Source organism: Streptomyces sp. NPDC045431, assembly GCF_040646655.1.
Taxonomy (GTDB): Bacteria; Actinomycetota; Actinomycetes; order Streptomycetales; family Streptomycetaceae; genus Streptomyces.
This window is the reverse complement of the sequence record NZ_JBEZAQ010000025.1, coordinates 49,089-70,789: the sequence shown is the minus strand read 5'-3', so window position 1 is coordinate 70,789 and position 21,701 is coordinate 49,089. Positions and strand designations below refer to the sequence as shown.

16 protein-coding genes and 1 pseudogene are annotated in these 21,701 nt (G+C 75.0%); 3 read left to right on the top strand and 14 right to left on the bottom strand.

Annotation, left to right across the window (positions count from 1 at the left end; translation table 11 throughout):
* The coding region (locus AB0A69_RS31340; RefSeq protein ID WP_361429036.1) for an FAD binding domain-containing protein at positions 1-684 on the bottom strand (684 nt) is incomplete at its 3' end.
* A 341-nt stretch (positions 685-1,025) separates the two neighbouring features.
* Here AB0A69_RS31340 and AB0A69_RS31335 point away from each other — a divergent pair.
* The 3 genes from AB0A69_RS31335 (at position 1,026) to AB0A69_RS31325 (ending at position 5,261) form a co-directional block, all read left to right on the top strand.
* Complete coding sequence (locus tag AB0A69_RS31335) at positions 1,026-2,804, top strand: PucR family transcriptional regulator ligand-binding domain-containing protein (RefSeq protein ID WP_361429034.1); 1,779 nt, start codon at positions 1,026-1,028, stop codon at positions 2,802-2,804.
* Between the two features lie 65 nt (positions 2,805-2,869).
* A complete protein-coding gene (locus tag AB0A69_RS31330; RefSeq protein WP_361429032.1) occupies positions 2,870-3,739 on the top strand; it encodes a pentapeptide repeat-containing protein in 870 nt (289 codons plus the stop codon).
* 202 nt (positions 3,740-3,941) lie between these two features.
* A complete protein-coding gene (locus AB0A69_RS31325) occupies positions 3,942-5,261 on the top strand; it encodes a hypothetical protein (protein ID WP_361429030.1) in 1,320 nt (439 codons plus the stop codon).
* A 123-nt stretch (positions 5,262-5,384) separates the two neighbouring features.
* On the opposite strand, the gene AB0A69_RS31320 is transcribed toward AB0A69_RS31325, so the two are convergent.
* The 13 genes and pseudogenes from AB0A69_RS31320 to AB0A69_RS31260 all read right to left on the bottom strand — a co-directional run bounded on the left by AB0A69_RS31320 (position 5,385) and on the right by AB0A69_RS31260 (position 21,701).
* The gene (locus AB0A69_RS31320; RefSeq protein ID WP_361429028.1) at positions 5,385-7,520 is read right to left on the bottom strand and encodes a transglycosylase domain-containing protein; all 2,136 of its coding nucleotides are present in this window, start codon (positions 7,518-7,520) and stop codon (positions 5,385-5,387) included.
* Between the two features lie 406 nt (positions 7,521-7,926).
* Positions 7,927-8,586 carry a TetR family transcriptional regulator gene (locus AB0A69_RS31315; RefSeq protein ID WP_361429026.1) on the bottom strand — a complete coding sequence of 220 codons (660 nt, stop codon included), beginning with the start codon at positions 8,584-8,586 and terminating at the stop codon, positions 7,927-7,929.
* A gap of 26 nt (positions 8,587-8,612) precedes the next feature.
* Positions 8,613-10,445 carry an ABC transporter ATP-binding protein gene (locus AB0A69_RS31310; protein ID WP_361429023.1) on the bottom strand — a complete coding sequence of 611 codons (1,833 nt, stop codon included), beginning with the start codon at positions 10,443-10,445 and terminating at the stop codon, positions 8,613-8,615.
* The gene (locus AB0A69_RS31305) at positions 10,442-10,963 is read right to left on the bottom strand and encodes a lasso peptide biosynthesis B2 protein (RefSeq protein ID WP_361429021.1); all 522 of its coding nucleotides are present in this window, start codon (positions 10,961-10,963) and stop codon (positions 10,442-10,444) included. Before AB0A69_RS31305 ends, AB0A69_RS31310 begins: the two co-directional genes overlap by 4 nt.
* The gene (locus AB0A69_RS31300; RefSeq protein WP_361429019.1) at positions 10,960-11,214 is read right to left on the bottom strand and encodes a lasso peptide biosynthesis PqqD family chaperone; all 255 of its coding nucleotides are present in this window, start codon (positions 11,212-11,214) and stop codon (positions 10,960-10,962) included. Before AB0A69_RS31300 ends, AB0A69_RS31305 begins: the two co-directional genes overlap by 4 nt.
* 23 nt (positions 11,215-11,237) lie before the next feature.
* Positions 11,238-13,106: pseudogene (locus AB0A69_RS31295) on the bottom strand (asparagine synthase-related protein); the annotation flags it as partial.
* Between the two features lie 28 nt (positions 13,107-13,134).
* Positions 13,135-13,245 (bottom strand): keywimysin-related RiPP, encoded by a 111-nt coding sequence (locus AB0A69_RS31290; RefSeq protein WP_355361249.1) that lies wholly within the window; start codon positions 13,243-13,245, stop codon positions 13,135-13,137.
* Positions 13,246-13,588: 343 nt separating this feature from the next.
* Positions 13,589-15,322 carry an ABC transporter ATP-binding protein gene (locus tag AB0A69_RS31285; protein ID WP_361429017.1) on the bottom strand — a complete coding sequence of 578 codons (1,734 nt, stop codon included), beginning with the start codon at positions 15,320-15,322 and terminating at the stop codon, positions 13,589-13,591.
* Positions 15,319-17,052 carry an ABC transporter ATP-binding protein gene (locus AB0A69_RS31280; RefSeq protein WP_361429015.1) on the bottom strand — a complete coding sequence of 578 codons (1,734 nt, stop codon included), beginning with the start codon at positions 17,050-17,052 and terminating at the stop codon, positions 15,319-15,321. The genes AB0A69_RS31285 and AB0A69_RS31280 overlap by 4 nt, the downstream gene beginning before the upstream one ends.
* Positions 17,049-18,167 carry a hypothetical protein gene (locus tag AB0A69_RS31275; RefSeq protein WP_361429013.1) on the bottom strand — a complete coding sequence of 373 codons (1,119 nt, stop codon included), beginning with the start codon at positions 18,165-18,167 and terminating at the stop codon, positions 17,049-17,051. The genes AB0A69_RS31280 and AB0A69_RS31275 overlap by 4 nt, the downstream gene beginning before the upstream one ends.
* The gene (locus tag AB0A69_RS31270) at positions 18,167-19,516 is read right to left on the bottom strand and encodes a YcaO-like family protein (protein WP_361429012.1); all 1,350 of its coding nucleotides are present in this window, start codon (positions 19,514-19,516) and stop codon (positions 18,167-18,169) included. The genes AB0A69_RS31275 and AB0A69_RS31270 overlap by 1 nt, the downstream gene beginning before the upstream one ends.
* On the bottom strand, positions 19,513-20,895 hold the full coding sequence (locus AB0A69_RS31265) for a CocE/NonD family hydrolase (protein WP_361429010.1): 1,383 nt from the start codon (positions 20,893-20,895) through the stop codon (positions 19,513-19,515). Before AB0A69_RS31265 ends, AB0A69_RS31270 begins: the two co-directional genes overlap by 4 nt.
* Positions 20,892-21,701 (bottom strand): hypothetical protein, encoded by an 810-nt coding sequence (locus AB0A69_RS31260; RefSeq protein WP_361429008.1) that lies wholly within the window; start codon positions 21,699-21,701, stop codon positions 20,892-20,894. The genes AB0A69_RS31265 and AB0A69_RS31260 overlap by 4 nt, the downstream gene beginning before the upstream one ends.

The window sequence follows — 21,701 nt, the reverse complement described above, 5'->3', positions numbered from 1 at the left end:
GCCCTCTTCGAGCGCGGCGTTCAAGAACTCCTCGGCCGCCTTGGCCCGCACCGGGGTGGGAGCCGCGGAGCCGATGCCCGTGCGCACGGTCCGGGACTCCGGGTGCAGCGCCAGGCCGAAGGCACAGACCGCGATGACCATGGCGTTCCGCGTACCCACCTTGGAGTACTGCTGCGGGCCGTCGGCCTTCTTGATGTGCACCGTCTTGATGAGCTCGTCCGGGGCGAGCGCGTTGCGCTTCACACCGGTGTAGAACTCGTCGATCGGGATGAAGCGGGAGCCGCGCACGGACTCCACCTCCACCTCGGCACCCGCCGCCAGCAGCGCCGGATGGGCGTCACCGGCCGGGGACGCGGTACCCAGGTTGCCGCCGACACCGCCGCGGTTGCGGATCTGCGGCGAGGCGACGGTGTGGGACGCCAGGGCCAGGCCCGGCAACTCGTCACGGAGGTTCTCCATGATCCGCGTGTACGGCACGGAGGCGCCCAGACGGACGTTCTCCTCGCCGACCTCGTATTCGCTCAGCAGCTCGATGCGGTTGAGGTCGAGCAGGTACTCCGGCCTCCGGTGGTCGAAGTTGATCTCGACCATGACGTCGGTGCCACCCGCGATAGGCACGGCCGTGGGGTGCTCGGCCTTGGCGGCGAGCGCCTCCTCCCAGCTTGCGGGGCGAAGGAAGTCCATGAGTGGCTCTCTTCTACGTGATCCGGTGGTACGTGATCCAGGTGATCGACGTGTGCCGTGATCTGCGTGATCGGTCGTTCGCTGGGGCACGGGGGACGGCCGGGCCCACGTTCTCGTCTTCATGTTCACGTGCTGTTAACGCGTCGTGGAGCAAGTACACCCAGCGGTGCTCCACCCGGTGCAGTCGCTGAACATATGAAGGAGTTGGCTGGCCGCCCTCCTCGTCTTGTAGATTCGAACGAAAGGCGAGGACCAGTAACCTCTCCGTTTCCCCCCGGAAACGGTGGCCACGGGTCACCGGCCACAACCAGACACCCACGAAAAAGATCGGCGGCGACGAGATGCGGCTGCGCGCACTGCTGGAAACCGACGCGCTGGGGCTGCGGCTGCTCGGCGGCGAGGACGAGCTCGACCGCACGGTGCGCGGCGTGATGACGACGGACCTACGGGACCCCAGCCGGTACCTGTCAGGCGGCGAGCTGGTGCTCACCGGCCTGGCCTGGCGACGGGACGAGCACGACTCCGAGCCGTTCGTCCGGATCCTCGCGGCCGCCGGCGTCGCGGGCCTGGCGGCCGGCGAGGCGGAACTGGGCGCCATCCCGGACGACTTGGTCCAGGCTTGTTTGCGCCACCGCCTCCCCCTCTTCGCAGTAAACGAATCCGTTGCTTTCGCAACGATTACCGAGCATGTTGTTCGACAGGTGTCGGGCGAGCGGGCCGGTGATCTCGCGGCTGTCGTCGATCGGCACAGAAGGCTGATGACGTCCGGCCCGGCGGGCGGCGGACCCGAGGTCGTCCTGGACCTCCTCGGCTCCGACCTGGACCTGCACGCCTGGGTGCTGTCGCCGACCGGGCGCCGGATCGCGGGCGCCGGGGCGCCGCTGCCCGCCGAGGTGGGCGCCCGGCTCGCCGGCGAGCACCTGGCCGCCACCCGCACCGGGCGGCGCGGCCCGCACCGCGCGCAGGTCGGCCCCACGACGTACTCGCTCTTCCCGATCCGTAACACCGGGCGCGGCGCGACGCCCGCGGCGCGCGATGTGCGCGAGACCGTGCTGTCCGATTGGCTGCTGGCCGTCGAGGCCGACGCGAGCGACTGGCCGGCCGCCCGGCTCGACCTGCTGCAGGGCGTCACGCAGCTGATCGCCGTCGAGCGGGACCGGCGGGACGCGGCGCGCACGGTGCGGCGGCGGCTCGCGCAGGAGGTCCTGGAACTGGTCCAGACGGGCGCGGCCCCGGCGGAGATCGCGGCGCGCCTCAGGGTGGCCGCGCCGGTGCTGCTGCCAGGCCTCGGGACCGCGCCGCACTGGCAGGTCGTGGTGGCGCGCGTCGAGTGGGGCGAGGAGGGCGCGGCGCCCGCCGTCACGCCGGCGGGCACGGGCGGCGCGGGCGGCACGAAGAGCGCCCCGGCCCTCGAGTCCGGGCCGGTCGCCCAGTCGCTGCTGGAGGAGATCCTGGTCGACCCGGCGACCTCAGGCCCCGACTCGGCCGACCGGATCGCGGTGGCGCACACCGGGGACGAGGCGATCGCCCTGGTGCCGCTGCCCGCGGTGCCGGGGCTGGACGGCTCCGGCGCCTCCCCGGAGGACGAGGAGGAGGGCGCGGTCGCGGTGCACGCGGGCGGCCCCGGGCTGCACGCGGACGCGCTGCTCTCGGCCGTACGGGAGCCGCTGTCGGCGGGGCTCGGGGACGACGGGCGGCTGACGCTCGGCGTGAGCGCCGCCGTGCACTCGGCCGAGGGGCTGCGCGGCGCGCTGGAGGAGGCGCGGCACGCACGGCGGGTGGCGGCGGCGCGGCCCGGGCGGGTGTGCGCGGCCGGGCACCACGAGCTGGCGTCGCACGTGCTGCTGCTGCCGTTCGTGCCGGACGACGTACGGCGGGCGTTCACGGCGCGGCTGCTGGACCCGCTGCGGGACTACGACCGGCGGCACCGGGCCGAGCTGATCCCGACGCTGGAGGCGTTCCTCGACTCGGACGGGTCGTGGACGCGGTGCGCGACGCGGCTGCACCTGCACGTGAACACGCTGCGGTACCGCGTGGGGCGGATCGAGCAGCTGACGGGGCGTGACCTGTCGCGGCTCGAGGACAAGCTGGACTTCTTCCTGGCGCTGCGCATGTCGTGACAGGCCGTAAGGATGTCCTGACATTCAGTCAAATACCCTCACAGATAACGAGTACGCGAATCACCATGTCCGGACATAAGGACGCCCTGCATCACCAGGACTCCCCGCATCAGGACGCCCCAGATCAGGACGCCCTGCGCGGTGACTGCGCCAACTGCTTCGGCCTGTGCTGCGTCGCCCTGCCCTTCACCGCGTCGGCGGACTTCGCCGTCGGCAAGTCCGCCGGCACCCCGTGCGCCAACCTGCGAGACGACTTCCGCTGCGGCATCCACACCCGCCTGCGCGACGAGGGCTTCCCCGGCTGCACGGTGTACGACTGCTTCGGCGCCGGCCAGAAGGTCTCCCAGGTGACCTTCGGCGGCCGCGACTGGCGCCGGAACCCGGACACGGCCCAGGCGATGTTCACCGCCTTCCCCGTCGTACGGCAACTGCACGAGCTGCTCCGGTACCTCACCGAGGTGCTGGCGCTGAAGCCCGCGCGCGCCCTCCACGGGGAGATCCGCCGCGTCCTCGACGACACCGAGCGGCTCACGCTCCTCTCCCCCGACGAGCTCGCCGCCCTCGACCTGAACGCCCACCGCGCGGTCGTCGGCGATCTGCTCCAGCGCGCCGCGGAGCTCGTCCGGGCGGGCGTTCCGGGCGCGCGGTCCAAGAAGAAGAACCGCCGCGGCGCCGACCTCATGGGCGCCCGCCTCACCGGCGCCGACCTGCGGGGCGCGAGCCTGCGCGGCGCCTACCTCATCGCGGCCGACCTCACGGGCGCCGACCTGCGCCAGGCGGACCTGCTCGGCGCGGAACTCCGCGACGCCCGGCTGGCCGGTGCCGACCTCACCGGGGCGCTCTTCCTCACCCAGCCGCAGCTCAACGCGGCGCGGGGCGACGCCCGGACGGTCCTCCCCGCGGGGCTCACCCGGCCCGCGCACTGGGAGGCGTAGAGCGCGGCGCGGAACCCGGCCGACCGCGGGGCCACCGAAGGCCAGGCCGAGGGGCGGGCCAGGACCAGACTCAGGACACAAGAGGCACAACTCACCGGACAGATGTGCGACATCACACCAAGCGGACCGATGAGACGTTCTATATTCGGATCGTCATGCCGGATGAAGCATGCCTTTTCCTCGCACCGAGAGAGCCACAGCGATGACCCGAAGCGCCCGCAGCCGGGGCCGCAGACGAGCCGGCAACCGCAGCTCCCGCGCCCGTACCGTCCTGATGACCGTGTCCGCGCTGTTGCTCGTCGCGGTCGCGCTGTTCCTCGGGAGGACCGTGACCGGCGGCTCCGAGACCCCGGCGGCGGCGAAGGGCACCGGCGACGACGGCGAGGCGGCGCAGGCGCAGGGCGAGCGGCGGCCCGCCGGGGCGAACGCCCGGAAACGCGCCGAGCCCTGGGACGGCAAGGTGGAGGTACTGGGCGACGGCTCGACCTCGTACACCGGGCCGCAGCCGGACCAGCTGAAGCCCGAGAAGCTGAAGCCGGGCCAGAAGCCGCCGCAGTTCGTGGTCTTCTCCTGGGACGGCGCGCTGGAGAGCAAGGACCACCTCTTCTCCCACTTCCGCCAGGTGGCCAAGGAGAGCGACGCGCACATGACCTTCTTCCTGACCGGCATCTACGTGCTGCCGAAGGCGAAGAAGGACCTGTACGACCCCCCGAAGCACGACCGGGGCTCCGCCGCCATCGAGTACCCCACCGTCGAGCACATCCGGACGACGCTCACCCAGCTGAGCGGCGCCTGGAAGGACGGCCACGAGATCGGGTCCCACTTCAACGGCCACTTCTGCGGCCCCAAGGGCGGCGGTGACTGGAGCGTCGAGGAGTGGAAGAGCGAGATCGACCAGACCTACGACTTCGTGAAGAAGTGGAAGTCCAACACCGGTTTCACGGACATCCAGCCGCTGCCGTTCGACCCCGACCGGGAGTTCGTCGGAGGCCGGGCACCCTGCCTGGAGGGCCAGAAGAACCTCATCACGGCGAGCAAGGAGTACGACTGGCGCTATGACGCCAGCTCGCCCGGCGGTTTCCAGGCCTGGCCGCGCAAGCAGGACGGGATCTGGGACTTCCCGCTGCAGCTGCTGCCGTACCCGGACAAGGAGATCCAGGTCCTCTCTATGGACTTCAACTTCCTCTACAACCAGTCCAAGGGGAAGACGGACGGCGACCCGGCCATGTACCCGGCCTGGAAGAAGACGACGCTGGACGCGTACATGAACGGCTTCAACCGGGTCTACAACGGCAGCCGTGCCCCGCTGTTCATCGGCAACCACTTCGAGCAGTGGAACGGCGGCATCTACATGCAGGCCGTGGAGGAGATGATGCGGGACGTCTGCCCGCGGAAGGACGTGGAGTGCGTGTCCTTCCGCGAGCTGAGCGACTGGCTGGACGTCCAGGACCCCGCCGTCCTGGAGCAGCTGCGCGGGCTGGACCCGGGCCAGGTGCCCGACTGGAAGACGGTGGTCAAGTAGCCGGAGTGGTCACCTGACCGGAGTGGTCGGGTGACACCGAGGCGGACACGGTGGCGGTACGGCCCTCACGGGCGTACCGCCATCATCGTTTACCGCGTGTACCGCCCCCGCCGGCCGCGGCCCTCAGGGGCGCGCGGCCCCCTTCGTCCGGCCCTCCGTGTAATCCCGCCAGATGTCGGCCGGGAGACGGCTGCCGAGCGTACCGGCGTCGGCGCCCGCCACCCGGTCCAGGGGCATCAGGTCCAGCTTGCGCAGGTCCATCCGGTACAGCACCACGGCCGTGGCCTCCTGCTCGGTGTACCCCACGAACCACGCCGCCTTGTTGTCCTGCGTCGTGCCCGTCTTGCCGGCCGCGCGCACCCCGGGCACCCGCGCCGTCGCGCCGGTGCCCTCCTCCATCACGCCCTCCAGGGCCTCGGTCACCTTCCGCGCCACATCGGCGGAGAGGGCCTGCGTGGAGCGCACGGCGGGCAGCGGGACCTTCTGGCCGTTGCGGGTGACGCGGAGGACCGAGTACGGCTCGGTGTGCTTGCCCTTCGCGGCGAACGTCCCGTACGCCGTCGCCATGCGGATGGCGCTGGGCGTGGAGGTGCCGAGCGAGAACGCCGGTTTCTGGGGGCCCATGCTGGACGGCAGCAGCCCGGCGTTCACGGCGTGGCGGCGCACCCGGTCCAGGCCCACGTCCATGCCGAGCTGGAGGAAGGGCATGTTGACGGAGTTCACCATCGCCTCGCGCAGGGTGATGGCCTCGCCCCAGGACTTGCCGCCGTCGTTCTGGCCCTTCACCACCTTGCCGTCGCGGTCCCAGTAGGGGCCCTCGGGCGTCATCAGGGAGGCGTTGTGACGGCCGTCGTACGGGGTGGAGGGGGTGACGGGCACGCGGGGGCCTTGGCGCTCGCGCATGACGCCCTCGCTGAGCGCCGCCGCGTAGACGAACGGGGTGAAGGCCGATCCGGCCGGGACGGTCACCGCGTTGGACTCGTTGAACCCCTGCTTGAGGAAGCCGGGACCGCCGTACAGGGCCAGGATCTTCCCGTCCGCGCCGACGGTGGCGGCTCCCGTGCGGACGAAGGTGTCCTCTTCCCGCTTCTTCGGGTCGAGCTTGGCCCGGGCCGTGTGGACGGCCTTGTCGAGGGCTTCGGTCCGGGTCTTGTTGAAGGTCGTGTAGACCTGGTAGCCGCCGAGGTCGAACTCGGCGTCGGAGACCTTCCCGCTGCGGGTGACGTACGACTTGGCGAGTTCGACGAGGTAGCCCTGCTGGCCGCTGAGGTCGGTCCGGCCGCCGGTCACCTCGGTGGGCTCGGGGAACTTGGTGTACTTCGCCCGCTCGGCCGGCGAGAGCCTGCCGATCTCGACCATGCGGTCCAGCGTCCACTCCCAGCGCTCCACGGCCCGCTCGCGGTTCCCGCCGCCGAGGGCAGGGTCGTACAGCCCGGCGCCCTTCAGGAGGGACGCCAGGAAGGCCCCCTCGCTCGCGTTGAGCTCGGACACCTCCTTGCCGTAGTACGCCTGCGAGGCGCGCTGGATGCCGTAGGTGCCGCGCCCGAACCAGCTGGTGTTGAGGTAGCCCTCCAGGATCTCGTCCTTGCTGAACTTGTTGTCCACCTTGAGCGCGAGCATCATCTCGGTGAACTTCCGCGAGAACGTCTGGTCCTGGTTGAGGTAGGCGTTCTTGACGTACTGCTGCGTGATGGTGGAGCCACCCTGCGTCTCGCCGCCGCCCAGCATCCGGGTGACCGCGCGCGTGATGCCGGAGGGCGAGATGCCCGGGTCCTCGTAGAAGCTGGCGTTCTCCGCCGCCAGCACCGCCCACCGGACGTCCTCGGGCACCTCCTCCAGGGGCATCTCCTGGCGCCGCACCCAGCCGGTACGGGCCATCACGGTGCCGTCGTCCCAGTAGTAGACGTTGTCCTGCTGCGTGGCGAAGGAGTTCAGGTCCTCGGGTATCTCCGTACGCCAGTACACGAGGGCCAGACCGGTCGTGACGAGTCCCACGGTGATGAGCAGGGAGCCCATGAGCTGCCGCCACGAGGGGATCCACCGGCGGAAGCCCTGGCGGCCCGGGCGGGGGTAGTGCGGTCGCATGCGCCGCGCCAGCGGGAGCAGCACCGCCAGCCGGTCCACGGGCACCCAGGAGGGCAGCTTCCGTCGGGGCTGCCGGGCGGCCCGGCGGGAGCCGGCTCCCGCGCGCGGCTCACCGGCGGATCCCCCGCGGCCCGTGGCGGCGGGGACTCCGCCGGAGAGGGTCCGCAGGGCCATGGTGGACTCCACGTCCGCAGGTCCGGCGGACTCGGAGCGCTCAGAGGCGCCCGGGGGTTCCGGGTATCCCGGGTACTCAGAGCGCTCCGGGTATCCCGGGTGCTCGGAGCGCTCCGGGTATCCCGAGTGCTCAGGGTGCTGCGAATCCGCCGAGCGCTCCGGCCCGGTCTGGCCGGCGCGCTCCGGGCGCGCGGAACCGAGGCGTCCGGTCCTCCGGCGCGGTGCGGGTTTCCCCCTCTTACCCATGAGACATCACCGCGGCCCCACGCCCCACGTCACGGCCGACCACCGTCATCGACATCATTCCCCCCGAGTCTGCTCACGCCTTCTTTACGGTATTCACCCTATGAAAGATGAAGTTTCACCGACTGCGGGGGGCGGGTTCAGCAGGTGGACGCGCTCGTCCTCACTTCCGGGCGTAGTCCGCGAGGGCGGGTTCCAGCAGGTCGAACGCCCGGGCGGCCTCCTTTTCCAAGGTCGCCGCGATCTCCGGGTTGGTGTGGCCGGCGAGCGTGAGCTCCTGGATGCGCTGGAACAGGACGCGGTGCACCGCGCCCAGCAGGGCCGCGGCCGTACGCGCCGTGATGTCGCCGGCCGGGGCGCCGGTCGCCTCGGCGAGGGCGGCGGCGAGGGCGTCCTCGCGCTGGTCGTGCAGGCCGCGGAGGCAGGCGGTCAGGGTGGGGCTGTCCGCGATCATGCCGGTGAACTCCGGCCCGGCGAATCCCGCGACGGGGTCCTGGGCGGCGACGGCGGCCAGGAAGGAGCGGCGGAGCGCCGCGAGGGCGGTCTCCCCCGGCGCCCGCTCGGCGACGGTACGGGCCAGACCGGCGGCGAACTCCTCCTGGTGGTCGAAGGCCAGGTCCTCCTTGCGCGGGAAGTAGTTCGTCACCGTCTTCTTCGCGACGCGCGCGGCGTCGGCGATGTCGGCGATGGTCGTGGCCTCGAAGCCCCGTTCCAGGAAGAGCCGGGTCGCCCGGTCGGAGATCAACTGCCGCGTCTCGCGCTTCTTGGTCTCCCGCAGGCCGGGGGCCGCGGTGTCCGTCGCGCTGCTCGTCTGCTGGGTCATGGGACCCATCTTACATCGGTCGTAAATTAACTCCCGTCGTAAGGTGTGGTACGCCGCAGCATCTGGCCGGCGGCCAGCGCACGGTACAGCGGGCTGGTCTCCAGCAGCTCGTCATGGTCGCCGCAGGCGACGGCCCGGCCGTCGTCCAGCACCACGATCCGGTCGGCGTGCTGGACCGTGGAGAGCCGGTGCGCGATCACCAGCACCGCGCACTCCCGGGCCGCGTCCCGCATGACGGCGGTGAGCGCCGCCTCGTTGAGGGCGTCCAGGTGGGACGTCGGCTCGTCCAGCAGCAGCAGGGACGGCCGGGCGAGCAGGGCGCGGGCCAGGGCGACGCGCTGCCGCTCGCCGCCCGAGAGGGTCGAGCCGCGCTCGCCGAGCCGGCCGGAAAGCCCGCCGGGAAGGCGCCGCACGACGCCCTCCAGCTGGGCGAGTCCGACCACCCGCCGCACCTCCTCGTCGGTGGCGCCGGGCACCGCGTAGGCGATGTTGTCGCGCAGCGTGCCGTGGACGACGTGGGTGTTCTGGTCGACCACCGCGATACGCGCCCGGCACTGCGCGCGGGTCAGCTCGGCGGCGGGCCGCCCGTCGAACAGCAGGGTCCCGGAGTCGGGTTCGTAGAACCGCGCCGCGAGCGCGAAGACGGTGGACTTGCCCGCGCCGGAGCGGCCCACCAGGGCCACCTGCCGGCGGGGCGGGACGGTCAGGGTGACGCCGCGCAGCACCGGGCGCGCCGGGTCGTAGCCGAACCGGACGTCGCGCAGGGCGAGTACGGGTGGCGGCGCCGCCTCGGCGGGAGGCGGGGTACGAGGTGTCACCCGGCACTTCGCGGTGGAGGGCTCGTCCGGCTCCGCCTCCAGCGTCAGCGCCTCGGCGATGCGCTGGTGGGCGCCCATGCCCCGCTGGATCAGCCCGACCGCGCGGAAGACGGACGACAGCGGCAGCACCAGGTACGACGCGTACAGCAGGAAGGCGACGAGGTCGCCGAGGGAGCCGGAACTGCCGTTCACCCGCAGGCCGCCGATGACCAGGACGATGAGGAACGAGCCCTGGACGGCGAGTTCGACGGCCGGGCTCATCACGGACGCCAGCTTCGCCGTCCGTACGCCCGCGTCGTACGCCGCGTCCACGCGCTCCCCGATGCGCCGCGCCTCGCGCTCCTCCGCCCGGTGCACCCGCACCATCGGCAGCGCGCCGAGCGCGCGCTCCAGGTCCGCCGCGAGAGCGCCCACGGCGTTCTGCATGCGCGTCGACGCGGCGCGGATGCCCTGGAGCAGCGAGGCCACGACGGCGGCGGCGCCGGCCACCGTCAGGGTGACGAGGAGCAGCAGGACGGGGTCGAGCCACGCCATGAGCGCGATCGCCCCGGCCGCGACCAGCGCGCCCGTCACGAGGTCGACGAGCGCCTGCGACACCACCTCCCGCAGCAGCGTGGTGTCGGAGGTGACCCGGGCGATGAGGTCGCCGCCGCGGTGGCGGTCGTACTCCCGCATCTCCAGCCGCAGCAGCCGGGCCACGAGCCCGTGGCGGAGTTGCCGTACGACGCCCTCGCCCATGCGCTCCAGCACGAAGCGGCCCACCGCGCCGGTGGCCGCCTCGGCGACGAACAGCGCGCCGAGCAGCGCCAGCGGCGTCCAGAACGCCGCGCCGTCCCCGGCGCGTCCGCTCCCGTCCACGACGAGCCGGGCCACCAGCGGCTGCGCCAGGCCGAGCGCGGAGCCGACCAGCGTGAGGACGGTGGCGGCGGCGACGGAGGACCGGTGCCCCGCGGTGAGCCGGTACAGCGTGGCGACCGCGGCCCGGGTGGAGCGGTCCCCCTCCGCGCCCGCGCGGTCGCCGGCCACCTGTGTGCCGGTCATGGGGCCGGCGGCCCGCTCGCCGCCCGGTCCGCTTCGTCCGCCGGGGGCGCCGGGGGCGCCGTGGGCGCTGCGTCCGCCGCCTTTGCCGTGTGCGCCGCGTGGACCGGTCCCACCGCGATCAGCCGCCGGAAGTAGTCGTCCGGCACGCCCTCGCCCACCGGCCGCCCCTCCGCCTCGATCCACGCGTGCGCGGTGAAGGGCGGCACGACCCGTACGCCCGTGCACCACGTGGGCCAGCTCCCGCCCAGCCGGCACAGCAGCGCCGCGCCCAGCGAGCGGGGCAGGCAGCCGCGCGGACCGGCGCAGCGCAGGCTCACCGCGCACAGGGCGTCGCGGGCGGCCGCGGCCTGCGCGGCGGTGGCGGGCCGGGCCCCGCGGCGTACGACGCCGAGCACGGCGCGCATCCGGCGCGGCGGCAGCAGCGCGAGTGCGAACGCGGGCAGCAGCACGAGCCGCGCGGCCAGCCGCCGGGCGAACGGCACTCCGGTGGGCCGCTCCAGTGCGCTCGGTGTGGTCATGAGACCAGCCCCGAGGAGCGCAGCTCGGCCACGAGGGCCGCGACGTCCTGCTCGGCCCGCGCCCGCTCGATGTCGTACGCGGTGACGAGCGCGTCCGCCGCGGCGGCTTCGTCGCCGCCCGCCATCAGGGTGCGGACGACGACGGTGCCGGCGGGGTTCAACTCCCAGTACTGTCCGCTGCGTTCGTCGAGGAGGACCGTGCCGTAGTCGGTGTCGGCGGTGGAGACGTCGGCGCCGAAGCGCAGTGCCATGGCTGGTTTCCTTCGGTCGGGGGGGTCGTGGCGGGGGTGAGGCCGCGCAGCCAGACCTCGCAGGCGATCGTCGAGTAGAGGATGGCGTCGCGCAGCCCGGGCGTGGAGGGCCGCTCGGCGAGACGGCGCAGCGCGGTGCCGTCCACCAGGCCGAGGCGGGCGAGCCGTGAGTCCTCCCAGAGCGCGACCAGGTCGGCGCGGTGTGCGCGCAGCCCGTCGGCGGCGTCCATGGAGGCGGCGGCCTTGTTGGTGCGCCGCAGGCAGGCCTCGGGCACGATCCCGCTCATGGCCGCGGTGAGGAGGGGCTTGTACGCCCAGGGCGTGACGCGTTCGTCGGGCCGGACGGCGAGGCAGGCCTCGATGACGCGGTCGTCGAGGAACGGCGAGGCCATCGGTACGCCGGCGCGGGCGGCCATCCGGTCCCACTGCCGGATGATGCGGCTGCCGGCGCGGATCTGGTCGAGGTCGGCGTGCAGGCCGCGGTCCCGGTGGAGCGGTCGGGCGGTGGCGGCCGCCTCGCGCAGGGCGCGCCGCGCGGCCGCCTCGGCGTCGGACGTGACCCAGTCGAAGAGGCGCGGGGGCATGCCCCAGCCGAGGCTGGTGGTGACGGTGGCGGGCCCCGGGTCGCGCAGCCGGCCGGCCGCGCCCGCGAGCCACGTGCCGTACGGGCGGGAGTCGGCCAGGGCGCGGAGCGTGGCGCCGAGCGGCCACTGCCACAGGGCGCGGAAGCCGCGCAACTGCCGTGCGGCGAACAGCGGTCGGGTGCGGGCGAGGCGGTGGTAGTACGCCTCCGAGCACCAGGCCACGTGGTCGCCCCCGATGCCGGTCAGGTGGAGGCGGCTGCCCCGCTCGGCCATGGCGGGCAGGTGGTGCAGGACCCGGGAGCGGTCCATGACGCCGATGGTGGGTTCGTCCAACAGGTCGTCGATGGCGAGGAGGTCGGTGTAGACGAGCGGGGAGGCGTCGGCGTCCCACACGACGTGCTCCACGTCGGGCAGGAAGCGGGCGGCCTGCCGGGCCCAGTGCAGGTCGGTGTCGGCGGGGTCGCGTCCGGGCCAGGTGCTGGCCACCACGTGGGCGGGTGAGTCGTCGGCGAGGAAGCAGATGGTGGTGGAGTCCAGGCCGCCCGACAGGTCGCAACTGACCGTGCCCCCGGCGCGGGTGCGCGCGTCGACGGCTTCGGTGAGCGCCTCGCGGACGAGCGGCGCGCCGTGGGCGAGGGTCCGCGTCGGCTCCGGCGGGGACCACCAGCGCGCGTGCCGTGCGCCGCGTCCGTCCGGCGCGACGACGAGCGCGTCCTCGGGCGGTACGGCGGTGACGCCGCGCCACATCGGCGCCTCGGCCAGCGGGTGCGGCACGGGCCACAGCAGCCGGACGGCGAGCTGCTCGGGGTCGGGGTCGCGGCCGAGCGCGGCGGCGAGGACGTCGGCGCGCGGTGCGGCCACCCGTACGCCGCCGATCGCGGCGTGGAAGACCAGCCGCAGCCCGGAGGCGGTGCCCTGCACGCGGAGCCGGCCGTCGAGGACGGCCAGCAGGTGGAAGCTGCCGGGCAGTGTGCGGGCCAGGGCGTCCAGTTGGGCGAGGTCCCGCAGACGGGCGGCGTGCCGGTGCAGTTCGGCCTCGTCGAGCGGGCAACAGCCGATGACGGCGAGGAGCGTGGTCCCGGCGCGGGCGGCCACGATCTCGTCGTCGTGCCAGCGGCCGACGAGCCAGGGCCGTCCGGAGGGGTGGCACAGCGTCCGCCGCGTCGCGGAATCGGCGTCGGAGGCGGCGTCGGCGGCGTCCGTGCGGGAGAAGAGCCGGGCCACGGCGGGCGCGGCCGCGTGGTCCGGAAGGACCACGAAATCCGCGTCGCCGGGGCCCGGTCCCGCACTCTCGTGCGTGTCGATCATGGCGTCGATTCGCTCGCGCCGTCCGCCGTCAGTTCTTGCTCAGGATCAGACGGTCGTTCCCGGAGCTCTGGAGGAGTCCGGTCTTCTTACGGAAGGAACCCAGGCGGACGAGCATCGGCGCTTCGTATGCCTTCTTCACGGTTGTCTCCTTCTGTTCGGTTGTCCACCCACCCGGCAATGGCGGGTGGCCCGGTAACAGAAGCAAGCCCCAGGTCAACGCCGTACCGCAAGGGTCCATCTGCTTCTCAGCTTGTCGTACTAATCCGATGGTTGGGGGCTGAAAGCAGACGGCGAAGGGCGCATAAGTCCCTTGCATGCACGGAGGCTTGATTTCGCGCCAGAACCCGCGCGTCGTGGCAACACTTCGCCACCTGCGTTTTCCCGGAATACGGCGCTCCGGCCGCCCGGGGGCGCACACCCCGCCGATATGGTCGCCGCCCGGCGCGGAAAACACATCGCGCGCGCCCTTTTCCCGCTCGCAGTCACCGGACGAGCACCCGCGCGAACGCCCCCTCCTTCGCCGCCGACAGCTCCTCCCAGGTACCGGTCGCCGCGATCCGGCCGCCCTCCAGGACCGCGATCCGGTCCGCCCGGCGCACCGTCGCCGGGCGGTGGGCGATCACCACCGTGGTACGGCCCCGCGAGGCGGCCGCCAGCGCCGCCGACAGCTCGGCGTCCCCGGCCGTGTCCAGATGGGCCGTCGTCTCGTCCAGGACCAGCACCCGCGGGTTCGTCAGCAGCGCGCGGGCCAGCGCCACGCGCGAACGCTGACCGCCGGAGAGCGTCGTACCGCGCTCCCCCACCTGCGTGTCGTAGCCGTCGGGCAGCGCCTCGGCGATCCGGTCGACACCGCACAGGCGGGCGGCGGCGCGCAGCTGCGCGTCCGTCGCGTCCGGCGCCGCCAGGCGGAGGTTGTCGGCGAACGTGCCGTGGAACAGCGGCGCGTCCTGGCCGACCACCGCGACCGTGCGGCGCAGTTCCTCGTCGGCCAGGTCCCGTACGTCGACGGGCTCGCCGTACGCGCCGACGAGTTCGACCGCGCCCTCCGCCGGGTCCCAGAAGCGTGCCAGCAGGGCCGCGCACGTCGACTTGCCGGCGCCGGACGCGCCCACCAGGGCGAGGGTCTCCCCCGCACCGACCGTGAGGTCGAGGCCGTCGAGCACGGGAGCGCCGCCGTAGTCGAAGCGGACGCCGCGCAGCCGGATGCCGAGCGGTCCGGTCGGCGCCGGGCGCGGCGCGTCGGGCGCGGGCGCGCCGGCCCGGGCGCGGATCGCCGCGCCGACGCGGGACGCCGCGGCCCGCAGCCCGCCCGCCTGGCCGAGGGCCGCCGCCGAGTCGGCGACCGGCGCCAGGACGCCGAGCGCCAGGGCCATGGCGGCCGGGGCCCACGCCCCGTCGAGCGTGTGCGCGGCCGCCGCGACCACCCCGACGACCGCCGCCACCACCAGCAGGTCGCGCACCGCCGCCGCGCCCGCCTCCCACGCGTGCTCGGCCCGCTGGGCCTCGCCGAGCCGCTCGCCGTGGGCGCGCAGCCCCGCGCGGCGGCGCTCCAGCGCGTCGAACGCCAGCAGTTCGCGCATCCCGTCGACCGTCTCGACCACCTCGGCCGACAGCTCCGCCGCGGCCCGTCGGGTACGGGCCCCGCGCACGGCCCTGCCCCGTCCCTCCAGCAGCGGCGCGAGGAGCAGCAGCCCCGCCACGGGGACGACCGGGGCCAGCAGCCAGGGGTCCAGCACCGCCAGGACCGCCGTACCGGCGGTGAACACGACACCGGAGGCGAGGAGTTGCGCGACGGCGTGCGCGTAGAAGAACTCCAGCGCCTCCACATCGCCCAGCGCGGCCGCCGCCAGGTCCCCGCTGCGGCGGCCGGCTATCCGGGCGGGGGCGCTGCGGGCCAGCCCGTCGAAGACCCGGATGCGCAGCTCGGCCAGCACCCGGTACGCCAGGTCGTGCGAGAGGTCCATCTCGCGCCAGGTCGCCAGCGAGCGGACCACCACCAGGGCGATCAGCGCGCCGGTCGTGGCGGCGGCGGGGGCGGTGCGGTCCATGACGGCGGTGCCGACGGTGTGCGCGGCGAGCGCCACCAGGGCGACGAGCGCCGCCTGGTCGACGAGCGCGGCGGCGAAGGTGCGTGCCGTCATCGCCTTGTGGGCGGCGAGGACGGGCAGCAGGGCGCGCAGCGCGCCCCGCTCGGGGGTCGTGGTTCCGGCGCTCACGCCGCCTCCTCATGGGTGCGTCCGGCGGCGACGAGCCGCGCGTAGAGGGCGCTGCGCGCCAGCAGACTCGTGTGCGTACCGACCGCGTCGACCCGCCCGCCGTCCAGCACGACGATCCGGTCCGCGTCCCGTACGGAGGCGAGGCGGTGCGCCACGACCAGGCACGTACGGCCGCGCGCGGCGCGGAGCAGCTCGCGCCCGATGAGGGCCTCGCGGCGCTCGTCGACCGCGCTCGTCGCCTCGTCGAGGACGAGGACCGGGGCGTCCGCGAGGAGCGCCCGGGCGAGGGCGAGGCGCTGGCGCTGGCCTCCGGAGAGCGTCGCGCCGCGCTCCCCGACCTGGGTGTCGTAGCCGTCGGGAAGGCGGGCGATCTCGTCGTGGACGCCCGCGGCGCGGGCGGCGGCGTACAGCTCGTCGTCGGTCGCGCCGGGGCGGGCCAGGCGCAGGTTGTCGGCGACGGAGGCGTGGAAGAGGTACGTCTCCTGCGACACGACGGCGATGCCGCGGCGCAGCGCGGCGAGCGCGAAGGCGGTGTGGTCCGTGGAGTCGAGGGTCACGCGGCCGCCGTCCGGGTCCCACTGGCGCAGGAGCAGGGCGACGAGCGTCGACTTGCCCGCGCCGGAGGGGCCGACGACGGCCGTCGTGCGGCCCGCTTCGGCGGTGAACGACACCCCGCGCAGGGCGGGCGCGGTGGCGCCGGGGTAGGTGAACCGCACGTCGTCGAAGCGGATGGCCGGGGGGTGCGCGGGGGTGCCCTCCGTGCCCCCGTCCCGTACGGACGGTCGCGCGGTGCGGAGTTCGGCGATGCCGTCGGCGGCCGAGACGCCGAGGTAGCCCGCGTGCCACTCGCGCGACAGGTCGCGGACCGGGCGGAAGCACTCCGAGGCCAGCATGAGGAGCAGGTACGTGCCCGTGGCCGCGGTCCGCCCGGACGCGGCCGACGCGCAGGCGACCAGCGCGGCGGCGACCGTGCCGCCCTGGACGGCGAGGTCGGTGATGCCGGTGTCGATCAGCGACACGCGCAGTTTGGCGACGGTGGCGCGGTGCAGGGCGGCCGAACGCTCCTCCAGGCGCGCGCGCACGCGGGCGACCGCACCGGCGGCCCTCAGCGCGGGCATGCCCTGCAGCGCCTCCAGGTAGTCGGCGGAGAGCGCCTCGTACGACCCCCAGTGCTCCTGGCCGCGCCGGGCCAGCAGCGTGTCCCACCAGCGGGGCGCGAAGAGGGCGAGGACGAGGGCGGGGGCGAGGGCGAGGAGCGCGGCCGGCTCGACCACGGCGACGGCCACGAGCAGCAGCGGCGGCAGCACGCAGGTGACCAGGAGCTGTGGCAGGTAGCGGGAGACGTACGCGTCGACGCCCTCGACGCCGTCGACGAGCGTGGCGCGTACGGCTCCGGCGCGGCCGTCCGTGCCGCGGCCGACGGGGCCCAGGGTGCCGAGCCGCTGAAGGAGCGCGTCGCGCAGGCCCGTCCGTACGCGCGCCCCGGCGCGAACGGCGAGCGTGCGCTGACGGCGGGTCAGCGCGGCGCGGACCGCGACGGTGGCGAGGACGGCGGCCAGGAGGCCGGGCAGGGCGGCGGTCTCGCCCCGGGCGATCCGGGCCAGCGCGAGGGCGAGGAGCACGGCCTGGGCCAGGTGCGTGACGGCCACGGCACCGAGCAGAGCCGTGGCCCCGAGGAGGGGGCGGCGCGCGATCCTGGCGGCGCGCAGCAGCTCCGGGTGGAGCATCATGGCCGGTGGGTCCCTTCTGTGTCGGCGGTGCGGAGCCCCAGCGCGAGGGCGTGCACGAGGTCGGGCGGGCCGTCGGGGCCGTGCTGCCAGGAGCCGATCGGGCGCGAGGCCTGCCCGAGGTGGCCCGCCACGGCCTGGGCCAGGCCCACGGCGTACCCGGCGTGCAGGTGGGCGTGGCGGACCCGGGCGGGCGGCGCGTCGTCGGGGCAGCCGTGCGCGAGGAGCAGGGCGCCGACGTGCCCGAGCCAGTGCTGGTCCGCGGCGCGGGCGGCGAGGGCCGGGGGGATCTCGGTGGTGAGGTGCCACCGCACGGCCGTCGTGCGGCGGGCCACCGCCAGGACCGTGTCGAGCGCGGGCCGTTCGGGTACGGCGGGGAAGGGCGGCTCCGCGCTGCGGCGCGAGCGCAGCGCGGCCTCAGGAAGCGCGGGGGCCTCCGTACGCAGCCAAGCCGTCCCGCCGCCCAGCCCGCCGAGCGCCTTCCAGGTGTCCTCCAGGACCGGGGTCGGCGCATGGCGCGTCGGCGGGGGCGGGGCCCCGGGTCCGTACGCCGACCAGCGTTCCAGTACGTCGGGCGGGCCGGGTGTCAGGCGGACGGCGGCGAGCGGGTGTTCCGGTTCGGCGCCGTGCCAGTCGGGCGGGAGGCCCGCCGCCCGGGCGAGGAGCGTGACGTCCGCGTCCGGGCACCACTCCGGCGCGCCCGCGAGCGCGAGGGCGGCCGCGGCGTGGCCGGTGTCCAGGAGCAACAGCGGCCAGGCGCGGTGGCCGTAGTGGGAGGCCGTGCGCCGCGCGGTGACGGTGAGGACGGCGACCGCGCCCGGCGGGGCGCCGGCGGGCGCGGGACCGCGCGCGATCAGGCGGTGGCGTACGGGGTCGTACGCGTACCGGCCGGGCGGCAGCGCGGTGCCCGGGCCCAGCAGGAGGTGGGCGTTGACCGGGTGCAGGGCGCCGGCGGACGCGGCCGGGCGCAGCCGGCCGCCCGCGAGGGACAGCCGCAGGAGCCGGTCCAGCGGCGGCGGGACGGGCCGGGGTTCGCCGGGCCAGGGGGTGACCTGGTGCCCGGCCGGGAAGTCCGGGCCGGGCGGCTGGGGGGAACGGGCTCGGGTCAGGGCGTTCATCACATGTGGGGCGGCGGCGCGAGGGTGAAGTCGGCGGCCGTGGCGGGTGCGTGGGTGCGCCAGTGGCGTGCGAGGGCCGCTTCGCCGAAGCGCGGGCAGCCGAGGTAGGCGAAGGCCGCGGGCTGGTTGGGGATCAGGCCGGAGACGAGGACGCGGGCGACGCGCAGGGGCGTCTCCCGGACGTCCTCGGTCGTCAGGTCGAAGGTGAGGATCCGGTGGCCGGCGAGGCGGGCCTCCAGGTCGCTCCGGGTGCCGGGCTTGACGTCGGTGACGGGGACGGTGCCGAGCGCCGGGTCCGTGAAGCGGCGCGCGTACGGCTCCATGCGCGGGTCGAGCCACACCTGGACGTGGGCGCCGAGGTCGCGTACGGCGGCGAAGTCCGCGCCGCAGTCGTCGAGGTAGCGGCGGTCGGGGCGGTGGTCGAGGTAGAGGCCCCGGGCCAGCATGCCCGCCTCGATGGCCTGGAAGACCCAGCCGTCGGCGTCGGTGGTGCCCTGGGTGAAGACCCACGTGTGCACGGCTTCGAGGACGGCCTTGCGGGCGGCTTCGGCCGGGTCGTAGCGGCAGGCGAAGCCGGCGGCGTACAGGCCGCGGGCGGGGTCGTGGACGAGGGCGGCCATGCAGGGCGCGAACTCGGAGGGCATCTCCACGATCCACACGTCGAGTGCGCAGCCCGCGAGGTCGTCGAGGAGGCCGGGGACGCTGGCGGGGTCGATGCCCCGGGTCGGCCCGTCGAGGTGCCACCACAGTTCGAGGGCGTCGCGCTCGACGATCTCGAGGAGCGCGCGTTCGACGGCGTCGTCCAGGCCCTGGCCGGTGGCGATGCCCGCGTAGTTGAGGTGGTGCGTGCGCGGGAGCGAACAGTGCGCTCCCTGGCGCCAGTTGAGGTGGGTGAGGGCGACCGGGGCCCACACCTCCTCGCCGTCCTCGGTGCCGCGCGCCCAGAGGGCGGGCGTGTCGGGGGTGAGCGGCCGGTACGGGAACCCGGGCCGGGCGTACTGCCAGGGCGCGTAGGCGGGCAGGTCGCCGGGGCCGTACAGGCGCTTGCCCTCGGCGGCGAGTTCGGCGGCGGTGGCGCGGCGCGGCGCGTCGGGGTGGCCGGGCGGCGGGACGCGGTTGCCGCAGTAGCGTTCGACGGCCTCGGCGATGGCCGCGACGCGGGCGCCCGCCGGGTCGCCGAAGGTGGTGCCGAGCGAGACGCGGTCGGCGGGCCAGGCGCCGAACCGGCGGGCGTCGGAGACGTCGGCGGTCATGGCGGTGTAGCGGGGTGGGGCGCCGGTGGGGTGCGGTACGGGCTCGACGCCGCGTATCAGCCCGCAGACCGGGTCCACGAGGGCTTCGATGTTCACGTCTGGATCTCCTGTACGGGGTCGACGGGGTGGGCGCCCCGGACGACGGGGAGGAGCAGGGCGCTGCCCCGGGTGCGTACGGTGCGGTGGGAGGGCAGCAGGCGGGTGGCGGTCACCGGGTCCTCGCCGGTGTGCGGGTTGCGGGCGTGCGCCGGGAAGTGGTGGCCCGCGACCTCCAGGCGCAGCCGCGTACCGGCGCGCAGCCGCCGGGCCAGGTGCCCGAGGGGGACGGTGAAGGGCCCGGGCTCGGTGCGGCGTACGACGCCGGTGGCGAGCGGCTCGGCCCGGCCGTCGGGGTCGAGGGCGACGAGCCGTACGGCCCAGTCGGCGCTGGGCGCGTCGGCGGTGGCGTCCAGGGAGACGTCGGCGGGGCCGAGCAGGTCCAGCGGGCGCGGCAGGGGCGGCGAGAGCAGCAGGCAGCGGTCCGGGGTGCCGTCCGCGGGCACGTCCAGGTCGTCGGAGCGGACGGGGCGCTCGGGGTCGGCGGTGAAGTCGGCGCCGCGCAGCAGCCGCAGGCCGGTGCCGAAGGCGTACGGGGCCGGGTCGAGCGGCTGGGGGCGGTACCAGTGGTCGCTGCCGCCGAGCGCGAGCGCGCCGGTCCGGCCGGTGAGCGCGCCGGCGAGTGCGGCGCGGGCCCAGCCGGTGTAGAGGGCGCCGAGGGAAAGGCGGTGCGCGGGGCGGGCCTCCGGCGCCGGTTCGGCGGTGAGCCGGTGGCCCCAGGGGCCGAGCAGCAGACGGGCGGGGCCGGGCCAGTGCCGCCACAGCCGGAGGGTGTCCTCGGCGAACGGGTCGCGGCTGCCTCCGACGGCGAGCAGCGGCACGGCGGAGGCGGGTGTCTCGCGGCGCGGCGCCCGCCACAGGGCCCGCCAGGCCGGGGAGTCGAGGATCCCGGTGACGGGGAGGTGGTCCAGCGCCGCGGGCGTGACGGTGAGGCCGCCGTGCTGGGACCACCAGCCCGCGCGGGCCTGGAGGCGTTCCGGGCCGGTCGTCTCACGCGCGGTCTCGGCGAGGCCGAGGGCGGGAACGGCGGCGATCACGGCGTCGGCGCCGGGTGTGACGAGGGCGCAGTGGGCGGCGTAGGAGGCACCGGCGGCGATGACCCGGCCGTCGCTCCAGGGCTGGGATCGGACCCAGTTCAGGGTCGCCTCGCCGTCCGCGCGTTCGTGGTCGCCGTACGGCTGCCAGTCGCCGTCGGAGGCGTGCCGGCCGCGGACGTCCTGGGCGAGCGCGGCGAAGCCCCGGGCGGCCCAGCCGCGCAGCTCGGCGCGGTGGTGGCGGCGGTCGTACGGGGTGCGGACGACCACGGCGGGGTGGGGGCCGGGCGCCGGGGGCAGGCAGACGTCGGTCGCCAGCCCGTCGATGCGGACGGTGCCGGTCACGGGCGGGCGTCCAGCGGGGCGACGTCCGGCACGGGCAGGACGGGGTGTTCGGTGACGGTGAGGTCGCGCACGTCGAGGCGGCGCAGCCGGCGCCGTACGGGCAGGGGCGCGCCGTTCGCCCAGGCGATGAGGTCGCCGGTGAGCAGGGCGGCGGTGAGCGCGGCGGAGGCCTCGGTGTGGCCGCCGCCGTCGGGGGTGGTGTGTCCGGCCCAGTAGGCGGCGAGTTCGCGGTGCGCGGGGGTGGCGGCGAGGCGCCGGAGCCGTACGTGCGCGGAGGTGACGTCGCCGGGGGCGCACGCGAGGGGCTCCAGCCAGGCGTGTGCGCCTTCGCGGTGGCAGCGCAGGAAGGCGGTACCGCGGGCGGGGAGTTGGTCGGCCTCGTCCCAGACGCCTTCGGGGGCGGGTCCGTCCAGGCACCAGACGACCGCGGTGCGCGCGGGGTCCTGGTCCCGGAGGGCCTGGTCCAGGTCCGGGAGGGCCGCCTCCCGCACGCGGGCTCCCGCGTCGCGGACGTACCGCGTGAGCGGCCCTGTCAGCCCGGGGTCCCCGAGCACGACCACGGTGCGTCCGTCGAGCGGGGCGGAAGCCCGCGTGCGGGTGGTGTAACCGGCCTCCTCGAAGGCGTCGGCGAGGGCTGCCAGCTCGCCGGACACCGGGTGACCGGTCGTCAGATGTGCCAGGAGGTCCGTCTCGTCCACGTCTCCGGTGTTCACCCGCAGAAACGTTCCGTCGGGCGTGCGGACGGCAAGGCCCTGGTCAGGGACGGTGACGAGGGCGACGCCGGGGGCGAGCCGCACGGTGGCCAC

Coding starts and splice junctions, on each gene's coding strand:
- AB0A69_RS31335 (WP_361429034.1), top strand. CDS start 1,026: ATGCGGCTGCGCGCACTGCTGGAAACCGACGCGCTGGGGCTGCGGCTG.
- AB0A69_RS31330 (WP_361429032.1), top strand. CDS start 2,870: ATGTCCGGACATAAGGACGCCCTGCATCACCAGGACTCCCCGCATCAG.
- AB0A69_RS31325 (WP_361429030.1), top strand. CDS start 3,942: ATGACCCGAAGCGCCCGCAGCCGGGGCCGCAGACGAGCCGGCAACCGC.
- AB0A69_RS31320 (WP_361429028.1), bottom strand. CDS start 7,520: ATGGCCCTGCGGACCCTCTCCGGCGGAGTCCCCGCCGCCACGGGCCGC.
- AB0A69_RS31315 (WP_361429026.1), bottom strand. CDS start 8,586: ATGACCCAGCAGACGAGCAGCGCGACGGACACCGCGGCCCCCGGCCTG.
- AB0A69_RS31310 (WP_361429023.1), bottom strand. CDS start 10,445: ATGACCGGCACACAGGTGGCCGGCGACCGCGCGGGCGCGGAGGGGGAC.
- AB0A69_RS31305 (WP_361429021.1), bottom strand. CDS start 10,963: ATGACCACACCGAGCGCACTGGAGCGGCCCACCGGAGTGCCGTTCGCC.
- AB0A69_RS31300 (WP_361429019.1), bottom strand. CDS start 11,214: ATGGCACTGCGCTTCGGCGCCGACGTCTCCACCGCCGACACCGACTAC.
- AB0A69_RS31280 (WP_361429015.1), bottom strand. CDS start 17,052: ATGATGCTCCACCCGGAGCTGCTGCGCGCCGCCAGGATCGCGCGCCGC.
- AB0A69_RS31275 (WP_361429013.1), bottom strand. CDS start 18,167: ATGAACGCCCTGACCCGAGCCCGTTCCCCCCAGCCGCCCGGCCCGGAC.